Source organism: Bacillus xiamenensis, assembly GCF_000300535.1.
Classification (GTDB): Bacteria; Bacillota; Bacilli; order Bacillales; family Bacillaceae; genus Bacillus; species Bacillus xiamenensis.
The window spans coordinates 1-19,032 of the sequence record NZ_AMSH01000044.1 but is presented as its reverse complement, the minus strand read 5'-3'; the positions used below and the strand labels follow the sequence as shown (position 1 = coordinate 19,032).

Genomic DNA, 19,032 nt, shown 5'->3' with positions numbered 1-19,032 from the left:
GGATAAGTCCGATGAGGAGGGATGGTTTCCTTGAGCGTATCTGAAAAGCGGCTTTTACAAAGAGCCATTGATGAAATTACAGAAATTGCAGAAGGATTTGGTCTAGATTTTTATCCGATGAGGTATGAAATCTGTCCCGCGGAAATTATTTATACGTTTGGTGCATATGGGATGCCAACACGATTTAGCCACTGGAGCTTTGGCAAGCAATTTCATAAAATGAAGCTTCATTATGATTTAGGATTAAGCAAAATTTATGAGCTGGTGATTAATTCAAACCCTTGCTACGCCTTTCTACTTGATAACAATACGCTTGTTCAAAATAAATTAATTGTGGCTCATGTCCTGGCGCACTGTGATTTCTTCAAAAATAATTGCCGTTTCCAAAACACAAAACGAGATATGGTCGAAAGCATGGCAGCGGCGGCAGAGCGAATTAAAGAGTATGAGCATGTTCATGGAACAAAAGAAGTCGAATCGTTTTTAGATGCCGTATTGGCCTTGCAGGAGCATATTGATCCGTCTCTTGTTCGTTCAAAATTAAGCTGGAATATTGACGATGAAGAAGAATATGAAGAAGACCATTCAAAACGTCAAACGCCGTATGATGATTTGTGGGGAATGGATGAGCCTAAGACGCGTGAGAAAAAGAAAATTGTCAAGCAATTCCCGCCAAAGCCAGAAAAAGATATTTTGCTCTTTATTGAGGCACACTCCCGGGAGCTGGAGCCGTGGCAGCGAGATGTGCTGACCATGCTGAGAGAGGAAATGCTTTATTTTTGGCCGCAGCTAGAAACGAAGATCATGAATGAAGGCTGGGCATCGTATTGGCACCAGCGGATTATGCGTGAGCTTGATTTAGATTCAAGTGAATCAATTGAATTTGCCAAATTAAATGCAGGCGTGGTACAGCCGTCTAAGACGGGGATCAATCCTTACTATTTAGGGCTGAAGATTTTTGAAGATATCGAAGAGCGCTATGATCACCCATGCGAGGAATTAAAAAAAGCAGGGGTGACAAAAGGGTCCGGCCGCAGCAAAATGTTTGAAGTGCGGGAAATTGAATCAGACATTTCCTTTATTCGAAACTATTTAACGAAAGACCTTGTGATGCGGGAAGACTTGTATTTGTTTCAAAAGCAGGGAAGAGACTATAAAGTCATTGATAAAGAATGGAAGGCAGTTCGTGATCAGCTGGTCAGTATGAGGGTCAATGGCGGATTTCCGTATTTGACAGTAATAGACGGCGACTATTTAAAAAACAATGAACTCTACATCAAGCATTGGTACGAAGGCATTGAGCTCGATCTGAAATACTTAGAAAAAGTACTCCCCTATTTGTATCAGCTATGGGGGAGAAGTGTACACATCGAGTCAGTTCTTGAAGGTAAAGAAGTGATGTTTTCATACGATGGAAAAGGGGTTCATAGGAAATATTTAGTTTAAAGATCATTAGAAAAGATGTCCTAAAACGGACATCTCAGTGTGTAGACAAACCCTCGCATTTCACGAATATCAAATTCGCTCCGCGCCGAGCAAGGTCACGATGAAAAGAAGACAAAGGGCTAAAATAAAGGTCATTTTAGCCCTTTGTCAACAATCTGATTTTCCATTTTATTGGTTTTTAAGCAGTTTAAAGATGTGTTTCGCCTGATCTGTATTTTCCATCAGTCCTTTTAGTTTTTGACTGGATGGTCCGTATGCAAAGAATGGGACTTCATCACCTGTATGCCCCGATGTTGTCCAGCCTGTATGTGATCTCGTGTTAATGACTTCTTCAATCGCATCATCAATTTGTACAGCTTCTTTTGTTTCAGCTGCCTTTTGAATAGAGGCGATTTCCTCTTTTGTGAAATCAAGGTCGATATATTGTGTAAGCGCAGACTCAACCGTCATGCCGCCTGCGATTTTATTTGCAATAAAATCAGGCGTCTTTTTCGCTGCTTTGACTGGTTTGTAATCCCAGCTGCCAGAGCCGTCTGCCCCGAAAGAAAGACCGCCAGTTGAATGATCCGCCGTTGTGATCACTAACGTGTTTTTATCCTTTTTGGCAAAACGAATGGCTTCTTCAAATGCTTTTTCAAAATCCTTCATTTCACTCATCGCACTGACAATATCGTGGTCATGTCCAGCCCAGTCAATTTGACTGCCCTCGACCATGAGGAAAAATCCTTTTTTGTTTTTAGATAGCTGTTTAATGGCTGAGGATGCCATGTCTTGCAAGGAAGGCGTTGTTTTATCACGATCAATGGCTTTATCGAGACCACCATCAGCAAAAATGCCTAACACTTGTTGATGTTTGTTTTGTTGCAAGGCTGCTTTGGTGGTTACATAATCATAGCCTGCTTTTTTGAATTCTTTCGTCAGATCACGATCCTTGCGAACAAAATCGACAAGTCCTCCGCCAAGCATGACGTCGATCTTATGCTGGTTCCCAATTTTCTCATCGAAAAAATCATCCGCAATGGCTGCTGTGTTTTTTCTGGACACATCATGGGCGGCATACGCAGCAGGTGTGGCATTCGTTAATTCAGATGTGACGACAAGTCCAGTCGACTTTCCTTTCCGTTTTGCTTCTTCTAAAACGGTTTTTAGTGTTTTGCCGTTTTTGTCCACACCAATGGCATTGTTGTATGTCTTTTGACCAGTTGCCATGGCTGTGCCAGCTGCTGCTGAATCGGTGATGTTACTTTTTGAATCATCAGGGTATGTTTTGTGCATGCCAGTGAGGTAAGGGTCAAACGCTGTTTGCTTTGAAAGGTCACCGTTGTGTTTAAATGAGCGGTAAGTTGAAAGATAAGGTGTTCCCATGCCATCTCCAATCAGCACGATCACATTTTGCACGTCATTTTTTGGTTTCTTTTTCGCCTCAGCTTTGTCAGCCTGTCCAAATTCAATTCCTGAAAATATGCCAATCGACAGCACAGATGCCGCTGCCGCTGCAGCTATTTTCGTTTTCGAGCTTTTCAACACACTCATTTATTTTGCCTCCTCATTGTTTATATGTTGCTCTTACGTTTACAATGGTAGAGCAGAAGTGTGGATTCCTTTTTACAGCACCGTAAAGTTCACTTTAAAATTGTAAAAGTCCACTTTACATAGAATGAACCAAAATGATAAATGAATGTATCATTTATCCATGACAAGATGCATTTATTTTGTCATGATTGTGTAATGAAAATGAAATAAAAAGAACCCTAAAAAAAAATAATTTTTGCCGAATTAATAAGCATAATGTCGTAGGAAGTCAAGACTATTTCTTCTGGTATTCGATCCTTATAATAGTAAGTAGATAAAAATTCGGATCACGATAGGATACATACAGGAGGAACAAATGAAAAAACAATGGATCACAGCTGCAAGTGCAGTTCTACTTGGAACGACATTATTTGCCGGAGCTGCTTCAGCACAATCAGTAAAGGTTCAAAAAGGTGACTCTCTTTCTGTTCTAGCGAAAAGATATAAAACAACGGTGAGCAAGATTAAATCAGACAACAAGCTGAAATCTGACATGATTTATGTTGGACAAACGTTAAAAATCAATGGAACTTCCTCGAAAACAACAACGAACACAACAACCAAAGTAAAAGCGGCTTCAGCGACAACCACTCATACAGTTGTCAAAGGTGATACATTATCTAAAATTGGCAAAAAGTATGGAATGACAGTGAAAGAGCTGAAATCGGTCAATAAACTCAAAACAGATCTCATTAAAATTGGACAAAAGCTGAAAGTGAAGCAGACGTCTAAAGTCAACACAGCACCTGTCAAAGAAAAAACAGTAGCTACATCGTCTTTAAATGTGTCTAAACTCGTAGCAGATGCTAAAGCACAAAGCGGCACACCTTATAAATGGGGTGGAACGACGCCTAAGGGTTTTGATTGCAGCGGTTTTATGTGGTATATCATTAATAAACAAACAAAGATTTCAAGACAAACCACTGAAGGTTTTTGGGCATCGATGAAAAGCGTCTCAACACCAAATGTTGGAGATTTTGTGTTCTTCACAACATATAAGTCTGGTCCATCTCACATGGGTGTCTATATTGGGAACAACAAGTTTATCCATGCTGCCTCTGACGGTGTAACGATCAGTGATATGAGTTCAAGCTATTGGAAGCCAATTTATCTTGGCGCGAAAACATTTGTAAACTAATTGATTCTAAGAGGCTGCTCATCTGGCAGTCTCTTTTTTCATATATTATTCTTGCTGCCGAACTGGACCTTTATCATAGTTCGCTATCAGCCTAAAGGCTCTAAAATAGTACAAGTGAGGACATGTGATCAAAAGAAGGGGCTTATTTTTGTTTAATAATAAGTATGCTAAAAAAATATAATTTTGAATGTTATATCATAAATAAATGAGGACAAGCTGTGTATTGAATAAAGAATGAAGAAAATCTAACCTATTTATTGACAATAAAAATTGTTGATATACAAGAATTTTCGCTCTATTTCGTAAAAAAGTGTTTTCATTTTTTAATTTTCATATATAATAATTTTACGCCACTAATTTATAGCGCTAAATTTAATCTAAATATTCAGAAAATAATGTTAATTATGAAGTCGTGGCGTCTTTAGACTGATACTAAGTTTTGGGAGTGATGGTATGAGCAATTCGTTGTTTAGAAAGAAGAGCATTTCAGAGCTAATTGCGGCAACACAAGGGGAAAAAGCGTTAAAAAAGGAATTAGGTTCATTTGATTTAACGATGCTGGGCATTGGAGCGATCATTGGAACTGGGATATTTGTTCTGACAGGTACAGGCGCCGTTACAGCGGGACCAGGCCTTGTTTTATCATTTGTGATCGCAGGCCTTGCTTGTTTGTTTGCGGCACTGTCTTATGCGGAATTTGCGTCCACAGTGCCAGTGTCAGGATCTGTGTATACATTTACGTACGCATCTATGGGAGAATTCTTAGCGTTTATCATTGGCTGGGATTTGATATTAGAATACATGCTGGCCGCTAGTGCTGTTTCAGCAGGCTGGTCAGGCTATTTTGTGTCATTTTTAAATGGGATAGGTATTCATATACCGGTTGAGTTAACAGCAGCACCAGGTGGTTTGAAGGGGCAAGTGACATATTTTAATCTTCCTGCATTTATTATTTTAATGATCATCACCTTCTTGCTGTATTTCGGTATTAAAGAATCAAAACGAGTCAATAACGTCATGGTGATTATGAAGATTGCGGTCATTTTACTCTTTATTTTAGTCGCTGTGAAATATGTAAAACCTGAAAACTGGACACCATTCGTTCCATTTGGAACATCCGGCGTCTTAAGTGCAGCAGCCCTCGTATTCTTTGCGTTTATTGGGTTTGATGCAGTTGCTTCTGCGGCAGAGGAGACAAAAAATCCATCACGAAACTTGCCAAGAGGGATCATTTCTTCTCTATTAATTTGTACGGTTTTGTATGTCATTGTCAGTGCGATCATGACGGGTATTGTACCATTCATGGACTTTGAAGGGGTATCACATCCAGTATCACTTGTACTGCAAGTGGCGGGACAAAACTGGGTAGCAGGCATTGTGGATGTTGGAGCTATTTTAGGGATGACCACGGTCATGCTTGTCATGCTGTACGGCCAAACACGTGTCATGTTTGCCATGTCTCGTGACGGTTTGGTACCAAAGGTTCTTTCAAAGGTTCACCCAAAGCATAAAACACCGTATATCAATACACTTTTCTTCGGTACATTGTCAGCACTAATGGGAGGATTTATTCCACTTGATGAGCTGGCAAGCCTAGTGAACATCGGAACACTGTCAGCATTCATTTTGATTTCAGTTGCTGTTATTGTCATGAGAAAAACACAGCCTGATTTACCGAGAGCATTCAGATGCCCAGCGGTTCCGCTTATTCCAATCTTAGCGATTTTATCTTGCGGCCTGCTTATTTATAAACTTGGGACGATCACATTTGTTCGATTTTTAATCTGGCTTGCCATTGGGCTTGTTGTCTATTTCTTATATTCAAGAAAGAACTCCGAATTAAACAAAAAATAATGAGAAAAAAAGCCAGCCATACTTGGTGCAGTCAAGTATGGCTGGCTTTTCGTTTTGTAGGTTATTAGAAACCTAATTGTAGATCGACATCAATTGAAACAATGGCATAGACACAAACGATGACAAAAATATTCAGAACGACGCCTAGGAGGCCTGGGCCTGTGCGGCCTTTTTTAATGAACAGCTCGATCACACCGAATGGAACTGCGGCCATTGCAAAAGGAAGCATCTGAAACGAATAAAAGGTCACATTGCTAATAATGGCGAGGTTCAGCATGAGCAGGGATAAAATAGCGGTGCCGACAGAAATCCAGCCAAACACATTATGCTCTTTAAAAATTCTTACCAATTCCATAATTCCACCTCGCTCACTTTTGCCGATTTAATGCGTTTTGTCTTCACGAATTTCTCAATTTCCTTAGAAGGACCAGTGACAACAGATCCATACACTGTAACACCATTTTGATTGATATAGCGTATTCGGTTAGAGAGATCAAGTTCAGGTCTGCCAGAGATTATTTTTGCCCACTCTGGATGCTGATTCACATAGGCGAGGGCATCTTTGAATTGATTTACCTCTGTTTTTGATGTGTGCTGGAGCTCTTTTAAAAATTCAGAGTCTTTCCCAGGAAAACCGATTGGCCGCTGATTTCCACTTAATGAATCTTCTGTTTTCACCGCATTCCAGAGCACTTTCATATCGTATTTTTTAGCAAAGGAATACACTTCCTTTGGTGTGTAAGCCTTGTCATAGGATACATACACTTCACTCACGGTTCCTTCAGGCAGCTTGTCTAAAGTGGTGAGTACTTGTTTTTTTGATGCATCTGCCTGCGTAGAAGGGTGGGTAAAGAAATCCTCTGTATTGCGTGCACTATCACCATAAAAAGAGATGGTCGGCTTCTTTAATTTATCGAAAAACATTTCAATTTGTTCACTGCCGATGGCTTTTGTCTTGTTCCCAATTTGTTTTTGCAGCTTAAGCTCTGTGTTCATACCAAACAGCTTAACCTGGCCTTTTAAATCTTTCATATCAATGGCGACGTTTGGTTTGGTCAAAGCGACTGTCACAGCGGCTGTTTCCATAAAATGATTGCCTTTGCTTTCTGCTCCGCCAACGCCGTAGTAAAGATAACTTCCTAGTGTACAAAGCGGTAAAATAATGAGTGTAGATATGACAGCAAGTACGGAAATGCGTAAATATGACTTTCTTTTTCCGTATTGTAAAATGGCTTTTTGCTTTTCAGGACTGATAGAGAAGTCTGTCCAATTTGAGTCATTCAGTTCCTGGCTTAAGCGTTTTTCGTTTTCTTCAAGCTCTTCTTCAAACGCCATCATTTCTTCCTCATTCATCTCGCCATTATTATATTGTTCCCATCGCTTGTTAAACTCTTCATTCATCATTAACACCTCTGTTATATAGTGCTTTTAGGCGCTGCCTTGCACGAAATAAAACACTTTTAAAATTTGCTTCAGTAATATTCATGACCTTGGATGCTTCCTTGTAATTCAGTTCTTTTAAATAATACAATGTCAACGCTTCCTTGTAGTTATCTGGAAGCTGCTCCAAATACATCGTGAGGACTTCTTTTATTTCAATTTGTTCAGCAGGGCTTTGTACAGACGTTTGTAAAAGGCCGCCAATTAGATCATCCGATATGGTCACTTCTTTTTTATGTTTCCTGACATAATCAATAAAAGCATTTCGTGCCACCTGAAATAACCAAGGTTTCACTTTGCTATGGTCATAGGAATGAATATGTATATAAGCACGCATAAAGGTTTCCTGCAATAAGTCTTCTGCCAAATGTTTGTCTTTTGTCATGGAGAGCAGAAACCTGTAAACATCGTTCATATACAGTTGATAAATTTCATCGATCGTCACTGATTTTTCTCCCCTCTATGTTATACACGCATAAGAAAGGCATAAAGTTGCACGAAACTTCTCATAGACCGTACATTACTCATCTCTTTCGCCGAATCAAAATCATTTCTCCTTATCATAGCGAAATTTGCAACATTTATAAAGTATTTTCAGTAGAACAAATCAGGAAAAAAACTCGAAAAACGACAAATTTGGACACAACTCCTATTTTATTCTCTCCTAAATCACAAGCCTGAACACAGAAGGAGTGATGATTTCAAACAAAAAAGATGATGTCAGTAGACAGACTCCATTTTATCAGCATGATGAAATTTTTAGTACCAGGTAATAAAAAATTTGTTATAATAGAGACAAATCCTTCATTCTTCAAACAAAGGAAGTGCACTATGTATAAATTTTCAGGCTATACCATCAAAGCATTATTTGCTCTCCGAGGCGGAATCAAAGTATATCAAAAAGAGAATCTGCCAACAGATCGGGGATTTGTCATTGCTTGTACGCATGAGGGTTTTGTGGATGTTCTTGCATTAGGCGCAGGAATTCTCCCGTTTGAGATCCACTACATGGCGAAAAAAGAACTGTTTGCAAATAAATGGATCGGCGGATTTTTAAAGAGAATTCATGCCTTTCCAGTTGATCGAGAGAATCCTGGGCCAAGCAGTATTAAAACGCCCATTAAATTATTAAAAGAGGGAAAGATCGTTGGAATTTTTCCGAGCGGAACTCGTACAACTGAAGATGTTCCTTTAAAAAGAGGGGCGGTCACCATTGCACAACTCGGCAAATCACCAATCGTTCCGGCCGCGTACAAAGGGCCATCAAATGCGAAAAGCCTTTTCAAAAAGGGGAAAATGCGTTTAATCATCGGTGAACCGATTGAGCTGTCTGAATTTGACCATCTGCCACCAAAAGAAAGATTAGGTGCGATGACGGAAGTGCTAAACACAAGAATCAAAGAACTTGAAGCCCAGTTAATAGAAAAGGGATAAAGAAAACGACCGCTTGCTAAGGCAAGGGTCGTCTTTTTCTTACGAAGCGCCTTCTTCAGCTGCTTCTAATAATTGTTCGTTTAGCTTTTTGACTTCGATGTAGGCCACATGGTGTCCATCGACTTCATTGATGATAAATTCATAGCCTTGTTCTCGAATGGTGTCATTTTTCTCGACTTCATATTTTTGTGTAAGGAACCAGCCGCCGATCGTGTCGACTTCTTCGTTATCAAGCTGCGTTCCTAATAGCAGGTTGACTTGATCCACAAGGACTTTTCCATCAAAGATGTAATGGTCTTCTCCAAGCTTACGCACTTCATTGATTTCATCAATATCGAATTCATCACGAATTTCGCCGACGATTTCTTCAAGGATGTCTTCAACTGTCACAAGCCCTGCTGTACCGCCATATTCATCTGATAAAATGGCCATGTGTACACGCTCACGCTGCATTTTCAGCAGTAGATCATGAACAGGAACCGTTTCAATCACATGAATAATCGGGTTCACAAAATTTTCGATCGTATCACTTGTCGAACATTCACCACTAATACACGCAGTGAGTACCTCTTTAATATTCACAACACCGATAATGTTGTCTTTATCGCCGTCTTCAATTGGATAACGTGTATATTTCTCGACCTTGGTCACTTTCAGCATTTCCTCAATCGTAATATCGTGCGGGAAGCTGACAACTTCGGTACGAGGAATCATAATTTCTTTTGCCAGACGATCATCAAATTCGAAAATTTTATTCACATATTTGAATTCAGACTGGTTAATCTCGCCGCTCTTATAGCTCTCTGATAAAATAATCCGCAATTCTTCTTCAGAGTGCGCCATGTCATGCTCAGAAACTTGCTGAAGACCGAACGCTTTCGTTAATAAACGAGCAGATCCATTTAATACCCAAATAAACGGGAACATCACTTTATAAAATACCATGAGCGGTCTAGCAAAAAGAAGAGATACTTGCTCAGCCTTTTGAATGGCGAGTGTTTTTGGTGCGAGCTCTCCAACCACAACGTGTAAAAACGTCATGATACTAAACGCAATAATAAAAGTGACAATATGACTGGCTGATTGAGGAATTGACAGCTCTGTAAAAAGTGGTGCAAGCATATGTGCAATCGTTTCTTCCCCTAACCAACCAATACCAAGGGCAGTAATGGTAATACCAAGCTGACAAGCCGATAAGTACTCATCAAGATGAGTGGTGACGTGCTTGACAGCAACTGCTGTTTTATTGCCTTCTGCGATTAATTGATCAATTCTTGAGCTTCTTAAGCGAATGATCGCAAACTCTGATGCAACGAAAAATGCGGTTAAAGCTATAAGTAAAGCAACTATGAGTAAATTCACTATGTCCAATTAAGGCCTTCGTTCTGACTTTGAGAACGAAGGTAACACCTCCTGTTTAGTAAAAATTTTAACTTAACAGCAGTAAAAATGATTGGACAGCCGTCATTTTTTCAGGAGTAAGCTGCTCTTTTAGTTTTTCACGTTGTTCTGGCTGAAGCTGCTTACAACGTGCCAAAATGCGGTCCATATGCTCATTCATCCGATCGATATCAGAGGTTAAATGGACAAGTTCATCAGGATCTTCCTTTTGAGAAGGAAATTGTTCATCTAATCTGGATTTGATGTCAGAAAGAGCCAATCTCTGCTGTTTGCAAAGAACGATTAATTGTAATCGTTTTAAAGCATGTTCATCGTAATAACGATAATTAGAGCAAGATCTAACAGGCGCAAGCAACCCTAGATTGGTATAATAATCTACAGTGCGTTTTGTCACCTGTGCAATCTGTGCTAGTTCACCAATACGATACTTTTTCTCAGCCCCATCTGAACATCTCCTCCTAACCGTCACGTTATAGTTTATGAAAATAGTTTAATATAATTCGAGTCTGAAATACAAGTTAATTGTTCATATTTACTACCAATATGGAGAAACAGAGGGCATTTCCCTCAATTTAGGTGATCATGTCTAAAATAACAGGGTGATGCAGGAATTTTCAGATTATTTATGGTAAGATAAAATGAATACCGTTTCATATATATGTAGAGAGACGGATTTTACGTGAACCGGAGGTGGTTAAATGGGGCCCTCAATGTAGTCTTATTTAATCAGTTAACCGTTTTGCAAAAGACAACATCATCAATCAGGAGGTGACTCCTTGTTCTTCTAAGAAAGAGCAAGGTTAAATGGACGATATTGTTAATCTGAGTATAGTCGGTGTTTTGATTGCTTTAACAGCTTTCTTTGTTGCATCTGAGTTTGCCATTGTAAAGGTGAGAAGTTCAAGAATTAATCAGCTTGTTGCCGAAGGGTCCAAAAAGGCCATCATGGCGAAAAAGGTGACATCAAGGCTTGATGAATATTTGTCAGCCTGTCAGCTTGGTATTACAGTGACCTCCCTTGGTTTAGGGTGGATCGGTAAGCCGGCAGTAAAAGAACTATTGGTTCGAGGGTTCGGTTTGACAAACATTCCTGATTCAGCAATCAGCCTGATCTCAGCAACACTTGCGTTCTCTATTATTACCTTTTTGCATGTAGTCGTTGGGGAGCTTGCACCAAAAACGCTTGCTATTCAAAAGGCAGAAAAAATGACGCTTTGGCTGTCAGGACCACTGCATGCATTTTATATCCTCATGTTCCCTTTCATTTATGTGTTGAATGGGTCAGCTCGTATCTTAACCAAAATGATGGGCATTGATATGGGTTCTGAAAAAGAACATTCTCATTCTGAAGCGGAATTGAAGATTTTATTATCTGAGAGCTTAAAAAATGGGGAAATCAACTCATCAGAATATCATTATATGAATAAAATATTCGATTTTGATAATCGAATTGCAAGAGAAATCATGATACCGCGAAGAGAGATTTGTGCGATACCAGATGATATGCCATTAGATGATATACTGGCCATCATGACAAAGGAAAAGTACACACGCTTCCCAGTGTTTTCAGGGGATAAAGACCATGTCATTGGCATGCTGAACAAAAAGCAGCTCTTTGCAGATATTGTGTATCAAGGAGAAAAAGATCAACTGAAGATTCAAGATTATATTTATCCAGTGATTGAAGTGATTGACACGATTCCCATTCAGGAGCTTCTCGTCAAGATGCAGCGTGATAGAATGCATATGGCGGTCTTAACGGATGAATATGGCGGAACGTCTGGACTTGTCACAACGGAAGATATTTTAGAAGAGATTGTTGGAGACATTCGTGATGAATTCGATGAAGATGAGCAGCCGGTTATTCAAAAAAGAGCCGATCATCATTATATATTAGATGGCAAAGTGAGATTAACAGAAATTCAAGATTTCATCGAGCTTTCTTATGAAGATGATGAAATTGATACAATTGGCGGGCTCATCTTGAAGGAAAATATTGATATCCAAGAAGGACAATCGATTTATCTTGATGATATTCGGATAAAGGTACTGGAAATGGATGGGCGCTATATTAGAAAGATCGATTTAAAGAAAGGCGTCACAGCAGCAGAAAAGGGAGATGCGCTTCCTGAGCTTGATATAAAAGAGCCGCTGTTAGTAAATGAAATGACCTTGAGCGAAAAATAAGCTCAAGGTTTTTTTTAGGTATTTAGGCTCTTTTTAGCGAATGTGTGTTCGTTTATAATGAGAACAAACGTTCGTTAGGAGGGTGGACATGCTTTGGTATGAAACTGCAAGTATCACAGAGAAAAAAACCTCAATGAAACGAATCGAGTTTCATTTGAAAAATTTCAAAAATTATCAGGCAGCAATCTTAAACATTGAAAGGCAGCTTGAAAAAAGAAGTCCTCTTCAACAAGATCACATGACAAAGAAAAAATTAGAAGAACAGAAAAACCAGTATGAACTCATTGTTGCTTGTATTGAAACAGCAATGAAAGAATTAGATGAAATAGAGCGGAAGCTCATTGATTACAAATATTTTCGAGATTGGCGTATGGCAAAATGTGCAATCGAAATCGGCTATAGTGAAAAAACATTGTTTTTAATGAAGCGCCAGCTGATGGATCAACTGCTGATCAGCTTAGCCGCCATCACGACGATTTAAAAAAGAAGTTGTCCTAGTGTATCAAACGCAGCAAAGAGGCATAAAGAGCCGATCATCGTCGCAAATAAATAGACAGCGAGCTTGCCTATTTGATGCTGAAGCAGCATGGTTGCAGACTCGATACTAAAAGTAGAGAATGTTGTAAAACCACCGAAAAAACCGGTTCCAATGATCACAAGCAGCGGGTGATTGGATGTCACTGCGCCTGTCAGAAAACCTAAACCAGCTGCACCTAATAAATTGATCAAAAGAATACTGTACGGGAAACGGGCATGGGATTGGGTTTTTTGTAGCATTTGACTGATGAAGAAACGAAAGACACTGCCAATCCCTCCAGCCACAGCTGTATAAAGAACAATCATTTATTTGCTTCCTTTCTGCTGTTTATTTTGATGAAAGAGCCGTTGAGCGGTCAAAAGTCCAGCTAAAGCAGCAGCTACTCCAGCAATCACCGAGAGCAGGATGTACATCATACTGATATTGACCTGTCCAGCTTGTAATAGGAGAACTGCCTCTTTAGAAAAGGTGGACATTGTTGTAAACCCACCGCAAAATCCTGTTCCGATCAAAGCGGCAAGATATTTTTTTCCCTTCTGAAATAGAAAATATCCTGTTGCAAAACCAAGAAGCAGACTGCCCGATATGTTTTCGATCATCGTTGCATAGGGGAATGTTTGGCTGACAACGGTTTGGCTGAGTTCATATCTGCAAAGTGTACCAAGCAGTCCACCGATAAAAACCGCGAAATAAGTTTTCATGTAGATCATTTCTCCTTTTGGAAAAATAGCGGGTGATCCGTTACCACGCCATCAATTGGGTATTTTTTAATCCGATCTGCTGTTTTTTGATCTTTCACTGTCCATATAAATACATCCATCCCGAATGAGTGAATACGATCTATCCAGCAGCGGTTCATCATCGTTTTCTTCATATTCAAACAATCCGCAAAGGAGCTGTATACGGCTAAACTGCTTTTGGCCATTTTTAACATAGAAGGCTTAATGATAAAAGCAGTTCGTAGAGAAGGCGCATAAGCTTTCATTCTTTGAAGGGCAGTCTCATCAAAAGATTGAACCATGATATGACGGGAATAGGCAAACTTGTTGATGATGTCGGCAACGGCTTTTTCAATCCCAATTTGCCGTTTAGGGTGCTTCAGTTCAATCAGTATTCCAATACGTTTGCTGTATCTCTCAAGAATATCTTGTAAGGTTGGAATTCGTTCGTTTCCGTACGAATGACCAAACCAGCTTCCTGCATCCAGCTTTTTCAGCTGATCAAGTGTATAACCTTTAACCAAACCGCTTCCGTTCGTTGTTCGATCAACGGTATCATCATGGATCACGACGACGTGCTGATCCATTGTCATCTGTACGTCTAACTCAATATAATCTGCTCTCTGCTTAACAGCTAAATCAAACGCAGCGATTGTATTTTCTGGGGCAGCGCTTGATGATCCTCTATGGGCAATAATATACACTTACTCCAGCTCCCTGACATAAGTTCTGGTCTTATCATATCAAATGCTTTGTCGGTTTTCCTTCTTTACTATATGGAAAGGGAGAGCGCCGTATGTAATGATGAAATCGCATGTACTGGGAGTGCATGATTGTAGGAATATGAAAAGTTAAAGGAATAGCCCGAGCTATGTTTGAGTAAACCTGAATTACATCAATTTTTCTTCGCTCAATTTTGTCCAAATCGTCAGCGTTCGTCAAAATATTAGTACTTTCGTCATATTGACTGAAAATTCTGATGTTTTATAATGATGAAAAGGAGGCGAGATGATTGGGTAAAGGGAGAATTAGAGTGGAAGAACGTATTAAGGTCGAAACGGATGCTGAAATGTTTAAAGCGACTCTCCTGGATCAGGCTCAGAAGAAAAAGTAGTTTGTTGCCCGTCGATATGTCTCTAGCCAAAATTTCATAATTGAACATCATGCCTCGGGATACGTCCCGAGGCTTTTTATATAGAGGTCAGACATTTAAGAGAGGACATAAACGAAGGTTATATTATAAAATAGAGAGGATTGTTTTAAAGGAGAGAGACAGACATGTTTACACAAAAATGGATGGATACATATTTTACAGTAGATATTGCGATCCAAATTGGCATTAGCCTTTGTATTTTATTGCTTTTTTTATTGCTTCGAAAAGTATTTACGAAATACTTGTTTCACCTTCTTTTTAAGCTGACAAATCGGTCAAAAACCGAAGTCATTAATCAAATTGTGGTGGCATTCGAAAAACCTGCCAGACTGTTTTTTGTGGCACTAGGTCTATATTTTGCGTTAAGACAGGCACCATACTTTGAGCATCACATGGATGTCATTGTCAAATTATATAGATCCTCTATTATATTGATGCTGACGTGGGGGCTTTGTAACTTAACCGCTGCTTCTTCTTTCTTATTTCAAAAAGTAAATTCAAAATTTGAATTAGAGATGGATGATATTTTAGCGCCATTTTTATCAAAGGTTCTTCGCTTCATTATTATCGCACTGAGTATTAGCATCATTGCACAGGAGTTTAATTATGATGTGAATGGACTTGTGGCAGGACTTGGTCTAGGTGGTCTGGCTTTTGCGCTCGCTGCGCAGGATACAGTGGCGAACTTTTTTGGAGGAATTGTCATCATTACAGAGAAGCCTTTTACGATGGGCGATTTTGTAGAGACCCCAAGTGTACTTGGGACTGTAGAAGACATTACGTTTCGAAGTACAAAGTTTAGAACACCTGCTGAAGCGGTGGTGACCGTTCCAAATTCCACCCTTTCAAAGGAGCCAATCACAAACTGGACGAGAATGAATAAACGACAAATTACGTTCTCCGTTCGTGTGTCCTACAATACACCAAAGGAAAACATTGATAAGTGCATCAAACGTCTAAAACAAATGCTGTATGAACATGATGGGGTTCATAAGGAAACGATTATGGTGAATCTTGATGTATTGGCAGACAGCTATTTGAACTTATTCTTCAACTTTTACACAAACACAACAGCTTGGTCTGAAAACCTCGATATTAGGCAGGATATTAACTATCGCATCATTGATATTTTCCACGAAGAAGGAGTGGAATTTGCATTCCCTGGTCAGACCATTTATATGAAACAAAAAGGTGAGAAACAGCAGGGTGAATAAAGGAGGAAGTGTGTTTGGATCAAACAAAGGTGGCAGCATTAAAAGAGAGGCTAGCGCAAGCTTCACATATTATGGTCCTTTCAGGTGCTGGGATGAGCACAGAATCGGGAATTCCTGATTTTAGATCAACAGGAGGGCTATGGACAGAAGATACCTCTCGTATGGAAGCGATGAGCCGCTCCTACTTTTTATCGCACCCTCATCAATTCTGGCCTAAATTCAAGGATTTGTTTCAAATGAAAATGAGTGGAGAGTACGAGCCAAACGCTGGACATGCTTTTTTAGCCGACTTAGAGAAGCAGGGGAAGCATGTGGACATTTTCACTCAAAATATTGATGGCCTGCATAAAAAGGCGGGAAGCCAGCATGTTTATGAACTGCATGGTTCCATTCAAACGGCCACTTGTCCCTCTTGCAGAACAACATACGAGCTGCCTTATTTATTAAAAGAAGAGGTGCCGGTTTGTCAAAGGGTCTCCTCAGGCGGCCGCACGTGTGGACGTGTGCTCAAAACAGATGTCGTCCTTTTTGGAGATAGGGTGAAGCATTTTGATCAGGTGGAGAGGTCGCTTCAGCAAGCGGACATGCTGCTAGTCATGGGCACTTCCCTAGAAGTGGCGCCAGCACGATATATTCCAGAAGATGCAGCCCATCATCCTTCCATCTTCAAGGTCATGATGAATTTGAGTGAAACGGAATACGATTCACTGTTTGATCTTGTCTTTCACGAACGGATTGGTGATCTTGTGAAGGCTTTATAAACTATTGAAGAACCCGCATCCAAATGATGCGGGTTCTTCTTTATTGTTGCAGAGGCTTCATGGTTTCATCAAGGACTTCAAATGTATAGCCCTTCGCTTTTAGCCGTGTGATCAGATTGTTTAAGTATTTTGCTGTAGCTGGTTGATCATGCATTAAAATGATCTTCGGTTCTTTTGGGTATTTTGTTTCTAACACTTGCAGTTGATTTAATATTTCTTGTACATATTTTGAGCTTTTATATTTCCAGTCAAGACTATCAATAGTCCAGTCCCAGTAGATAAAGCCTTTTTGTTTTAATCGTGTTTTTTGCTGATCTGTTAAATTTGGAACACTGCCATATGGTGTTCTCACAAGATGTGTGTACTCGCCTGTGACAGAAGCCAAAATGCGCTGATCTTCTTTCATCTCATTTACGGGAGAATCACTTTTTTGATAAAAGCGTTTCACATCATGCGTGATGCCATGAAGCCCTAATTGATGCCCTTCTTGATGGAGTCTTTTCACAGCTGCTGGGTGTTCTTTGATCTGCGGTCCAAGCATAAAGAATGTGGCCTTCACCTTCTGCGCCTTTAGTACATCTAATAGCTGATTTGATGTCGTAGAAGGACCATCATCAAAGGTTAAAAAGATCGTTTGATCCGTTACATGTTTGTTTGGATTGATCTTAAAATGTGCATCTAATGTTTTCGTAGAATCATCTTTTGCTTTCAGACTGGTGCTTGTGTCTCGAAATGAACTGCTCGCAGACATTTCATCCGGCTGATCTGCTGCCTGCATATTGGTTTTGGACATATCCCAAATGAAAAAAAGGATCAATGTCAGAATCATCAACCCAATAGCCTTTGAGAGCAGCAGCGTGTTTGAAGGTGTCTGTTTTTTTGTAACCTGTTGCATGACAATCGCTCCAATAAATCAAAAATTTTGTGTCGAATCATGTAGTGGATTCTGTCTTTTTTCGCTGTTTTTTGTCGTGTTTATATGGAGTAAGTATACAGGAAAAAAGAACCTATGAATATAGAAGATGCTAAAAAATTGGAATCTTTTTGGTTATGAATCTATATTTGTTACAATAGGAGGTTATCGATTCATTTTCATATGAAATAATTCTGAATAATCATTGAAACGTTTACATTTATCGGCTAAGATAGCATCAGACTCAACCATAAAGCAAAGCGAAGGGGAGATTCCATATGAAAGTATTGTACAATGGAGATTTCATTGAAAAAAAAGATGCACATGTTGATATTGAAGACAGGGGCTACCAATTTGGTGACGGAGTCTATGAGGTCATCCGTGTATACAATGGTACTTTGTTTACATTAAAAGAGCATACAGAGCGTCTGTTCAAGAGTGCAAAGGAAATCGGCATTCATCTGCAAGGTACGGTATCAGATATGGAAGAAAAATTAAAAAAGCTAGTCGCTGACAATCAATTAACAGATGGCGGTGTATATATTCAAGTCACGCGAGGCGTCGCACCTCGTAAACATCAATATGGTACGCTCACCCCTCAAATTACGGCATATACATTCCAAGTGAAAAAGCCGGTTCAGGAGCAAACTTCTGGTGCAAAGGCTTTATTGTCAGAGGATCTTCGCTGGTTAAGATGTGATATTAAAAGCTTAAATCTCTTATATAACGTCATGGAAAAGCAAAAAGCATCTGAAGCTGGTGCATTTGAAGCAATTTTAATCAGAGACGGCTTTGTGACAGAGGGGACCTCCTCGAATGTATACGCCGTCATTGATGGCGTGATTCGTACACACCCAGCGAACAATCTGATTTTAAATGGCATTACCCGTCGAAAGCTGCTAGAGGTTTGTGAGGAAGAAGGATGCAGGGTTGAAGAGACCCGTATTAGCAAAGAAGAGCTGTTGCACGCGCAGGAAATTTTCATCAGTTCAACGACTGCTGAAGTCGTTCCGATTGTAGAGATAGATGGTCAACCAGTAGGAGAAGGTGTTCCAGGAGAGATCACGAAACGTGTACAGGAAGGTTTCCAGAAAAAGATTAAGCATGAAAGTGAAGCATCTATTTCCTCGTAAAAGGAGAAAGGCTGTAAACCAATGTTTACAGCCTCAGCGTGTAGACAAACCTTCGCATTCTTTGTCAGTCCTGCGTGCGTGTGCTAAAGAATGTCAAATTAGATACGCTTAGGTACTAGTACTTAATAG

Annotated in this window: 20 protein-coding genes; 10 read left to right on the top strand and 10 right to left on the bottom strand. The window is 39.7% G+C overall.

Annotated elements, in window-relative coordinates:
• Positions 1-21 precede the first annotated feature (21 nt).
• Positions 22-1,446 carry a SpoVR family protein gene (locus tag BA1_RS13295; RefSeq protein WP_412096212.1) on the top strand — a complete coding sequence of 475 codons (1,425 nt, stop codon included), beginning with the start codon at positions 22-24 and terminating at the stop codon, positions 1,444-1,446.
• A 168-nt stretch (positions 1,447-1,614) separates the two neighbouring features.
• Here the strand turns inward: BA1_RS13295 and BA1_RS13290 are convergent, their stop codons facing one another.
• Positions 1,615-2,979 (bottom strand): alkaline phosphatase, encoded by a 1,365-nt coding sequence (locus BA1_RS13290; RefSeq protein WP_008359875.1) that lies wholly within the window; start codon positions 2,977-2,979, stop codon positions 1,615-1,617.
• Positions 2,980-3,334: 355 nt separating this feature from the next.
• Between BA1_RS13290 and BA1_RS13285 the strand changes: the two genes are divergently transcribed.
• Positions 3,335-4,156, top strand: coding sequence for a C40 family peptidase (locus BA1_RS13285; protein ID WP_008359873.1), 822 nt, complete (start codon positions 3,335-3,337; stop codon positions 4,154-4,156).
• 453 nt (positions 4,157-4,609) lie between these two features.
• Positions 4,610-6,010 (top strand): branched-chain amino acid transporter BcaP, encoded by a 1,401-nt coding sequence (locus tag BA1_RS13280; RefSeq protein ID WP_008359871.1) that lies wholly within the window; start codon positions 4,610-4,612, stop codon positions 6,008-6,010.
• Between the two features lie 64 nt (positions 6,011-6,074).
• On the opposite strand, the gene BA1_RS13275 is transcribed toward BA1_RS13280, so the two are convergent.
• Genes BA1_RS13275 through BA1_RS13265 form a run of 3 tightly spaced genes read right to left on the bottom strand, consistent with a single transcriptional unit; the run spans position 6,075 to position 7,895 of the window.
• Positions 6,075-6,365, bottom strand: a complete 291-nt coding sequence (locus BA1_RS13275) for a hypothetical protein (protein ID WP_008359869.1) — start codon at positions 6,363-6,365, stop codon at positions 6,075-6,077.
• On the bottom strand, positions 6,353-7,411 hold the full coding sequence (locus tag BA1_RS13270) for an anti-sigma factor (protein ID WP_008359867.1): 1,059 nt from the start codon (positions 7,409-7,411) through the stop codon (positions 6,353-6,355). Before BA1_RS13270 ends, BA1_RS13275 begins: the two co-directional genes overlap by 13 nt.
• Positions 7,404-7,895, bottom strand: a complete 492-nt coding sequence (locus BA1_RS13265; RefSeq protein ID WP_008359865.1) for a sigma-70 family RNA polymerase sigma factor — start codon at positions 7,893-7,895, stop codon at positions 7,404-7,406. Before BA1_RS13265 ends, BA1_RS13270 begins: the two co-directional genes overlap by 8 nt.
• A gap of 386 nt (positions 7,896-8,281) precedes the next feature.
• On the opposite strand from BA1_RS13265, the gene BA1_RS13260 reads away from it, so the two are divergent.
• Positions 8,282-8,884 (top strand): lysophospholipid acyltransferase family protein, encoded by a 603-nt coding sequence (locus tag BA1_RS13260; RefSeq protein ID WP_008359863.1) that lies wholly within the window; start codon positions 8,282-8,284, stop codon positions 8,882-8,884.
• Positions 8,885-8,923: 39 nt separating this feature from the next.
• On the opposite strand, the gene BA1_RS13255 is transcribed toward BA1_RS13260, so the two are convergent.
• Both BA1_RS13255 and BA1_RS13250 read right to left on the bottom strand, forming a co-directional pair.
• A complete protein-coding gene (locus BA1_RS13255) occupies positions 8,924-10,255 on the bottom strand; it encodes a hemolysin family protein (protein ID WP_008359861.1) in 1,332 nt (443 codons plus the stop codon).
• Between the two features lie 58 nt (positions 10,256-10,313).
• The gene (locus BA1_RS13250; protein ID WP_008348973.1) at positions 10,314-10,754 is read right to left on the bottom strand and encodes a MerR family transcriptional regulator; all 441 of its coding nucleotides are present in this window, start codon (positions 10,752-10,754) and stop codon (positions 10,314-10,316) included.
• 335 nt (positions 10,755-11,089) lie between these two features.
• Between BA1_RS13250 and BA1_RS13245 the strand changes: the two genes are divergently transcribed.
• Both BA1_RS13245 and BA1_RS13240 read left to right on the top strand, forming a co-directional pair.
• Positions 11,090-12,472 carry a hemolysin family protein gene (locus tag BA1_RS13245; RefSeq protein ID WP_008359856.1) on the top strand — a complete coding sequence of 461 codons (1,383 nt, stop codon included), beginning with the start codon at positions 11,090-11,092 and terminating at the stop codon, positions 12,470-12,472.
• Between the two features lie 88 nt (positions 12,473-12,560).
• Complete coding sequence (locus BA1_RS13240; protein ID WP_008359847.1) at positions 12,561-12,953, top strand: hypothetical protein; 393 nt, start codon at positions 12,561-12,563, stop codon at positions 12,951-12,953.
• On the opposite strand, the gene crcB is transcribed toward BA1_RS13240, so the two are convergent.
• The 3 genes from crcB to BA1_RS13225 are packed head-to-tail and all read right to left on the bottom strand — an operon-like array spanning position 12,950 to position 14,433.
• Positions 12,950-13,315, bottom strand: coding sequence for a fluoride efflux transporter CrcB (crcB, locus tag BA1_RS13235; RefSeq protein WP_008359846.1), 366 nt, complete (start codon positions 13,313-13,315; stop codon positions 12,950-12,952). The genes BA1_RS13240 and crcB overlap by 4 nt on opposite strands.
• Positions 13,316-13,711 carry a fluoride efflux transporter FluC gene (locus tag BA1_RS13230; RefSeq protein ID WP_008359845.1) on the bottom strand — a complete coding sequence of 132 codons (396 nt, stop codon included), beginning with the start codon at positions 13,709-13,711 and terminating at the stop codon, positions 13,316-13,318.
• Positions 13,712-13,716: 5 nt separating this feature from the next.
• The gene (locus BA1_RS13225; RefSeq protein ID WP_008359844.1) at positions 13,717-14,433 is read right to left on the bottom strand and encodes a glycerophosphodiester phosphodiesterase; all 717 of its coding nucleotides are present in this window, start codon (positions 14,431-14,433) and stop codon (positions 13,717-13,719) included.
• Positions 14,434-14,741: 308 nt separating this feature from the next.
• Between BA1_RS13225 and BA1_RS19085 the strand changes: the two genes are divergently transcribed.
• The 3 genes from BA1_RS19085 to BA1_RS13215 all read left to right on the top strand — a co-directional run bounded on the left by BA1_RS19085 (position 14,742) and on the right by BA1_RS13215 (position 16,857).
• Positions 14,742-14,843 (top strand): YhdX family protein, encoded by a 102-nt coding sequence (locus BA1_RS19085; RefSeq protein ID WP_008359843.1) that lies wholly within the window; start codon positions 14,742-14,744, stop codon positions 14,841-14,843.
• A 164-nt stretch (positions 14,844-15,007) separates the two neighbouring features.
• Positions 15,008-16,096 (top strand): mechanosensitive ion channel family protein, encoded by a 1,089-nt coding sequence (locus tag BA1_RS13220; RefSeq protein ID WP_008359837.1) that lies wholly within the window; start codon positions 15,008-15,010, stop codon positions 16,094-16,096.
• Between the two features lie 29 nt (positions 16,097-16,125).
• Positions 16,126-16,857 carry an NAD-dependent protein deacylase gene (locus tag BA1_RS13215; RefSeq protein ID WP_034739446.1) on the top strand — a complete coding sequence of 244 codons (732 nt, stop codon included), beginning with the start codon at positions 16,126-16,128 and terminating at the stop codon, positions 16,855-16,857.
• Positions 16,858-16,897: 40 nt separating this feature from the next.
• On the opposite strand, the gene BA1_RS13210 is transcribed toward BA1_RS13215, so the two are convergent.
• Positions 16,898-17,752, bottom strand: a complete 855-nt coding sequence (locus BA1_RS13210; protein ID WP_008359834.1) for a polysaccharide deacetylase family protein — start codon at positions 17,750-17,752, stop codon at positions 16,898-16,900.
• Between the two features lie 296 nt (positions 17,753-18,048).
• Between BA1_RS13210 and dat the strand changes: the two genes are divergently transcribed.
• Complete coding sequence (gene dat, locus BA1_RS13205; RefSeq protein ID WP_008359833.1) at positions 18,049-18,903, top strand: D-amino-acid transaminase; 855 nt, start codon at positions 18,049-18,051, stop codon at positions 18,901-18,903.
• Positions 18,904-19,032: the final 129 nt, after the last annotated feature.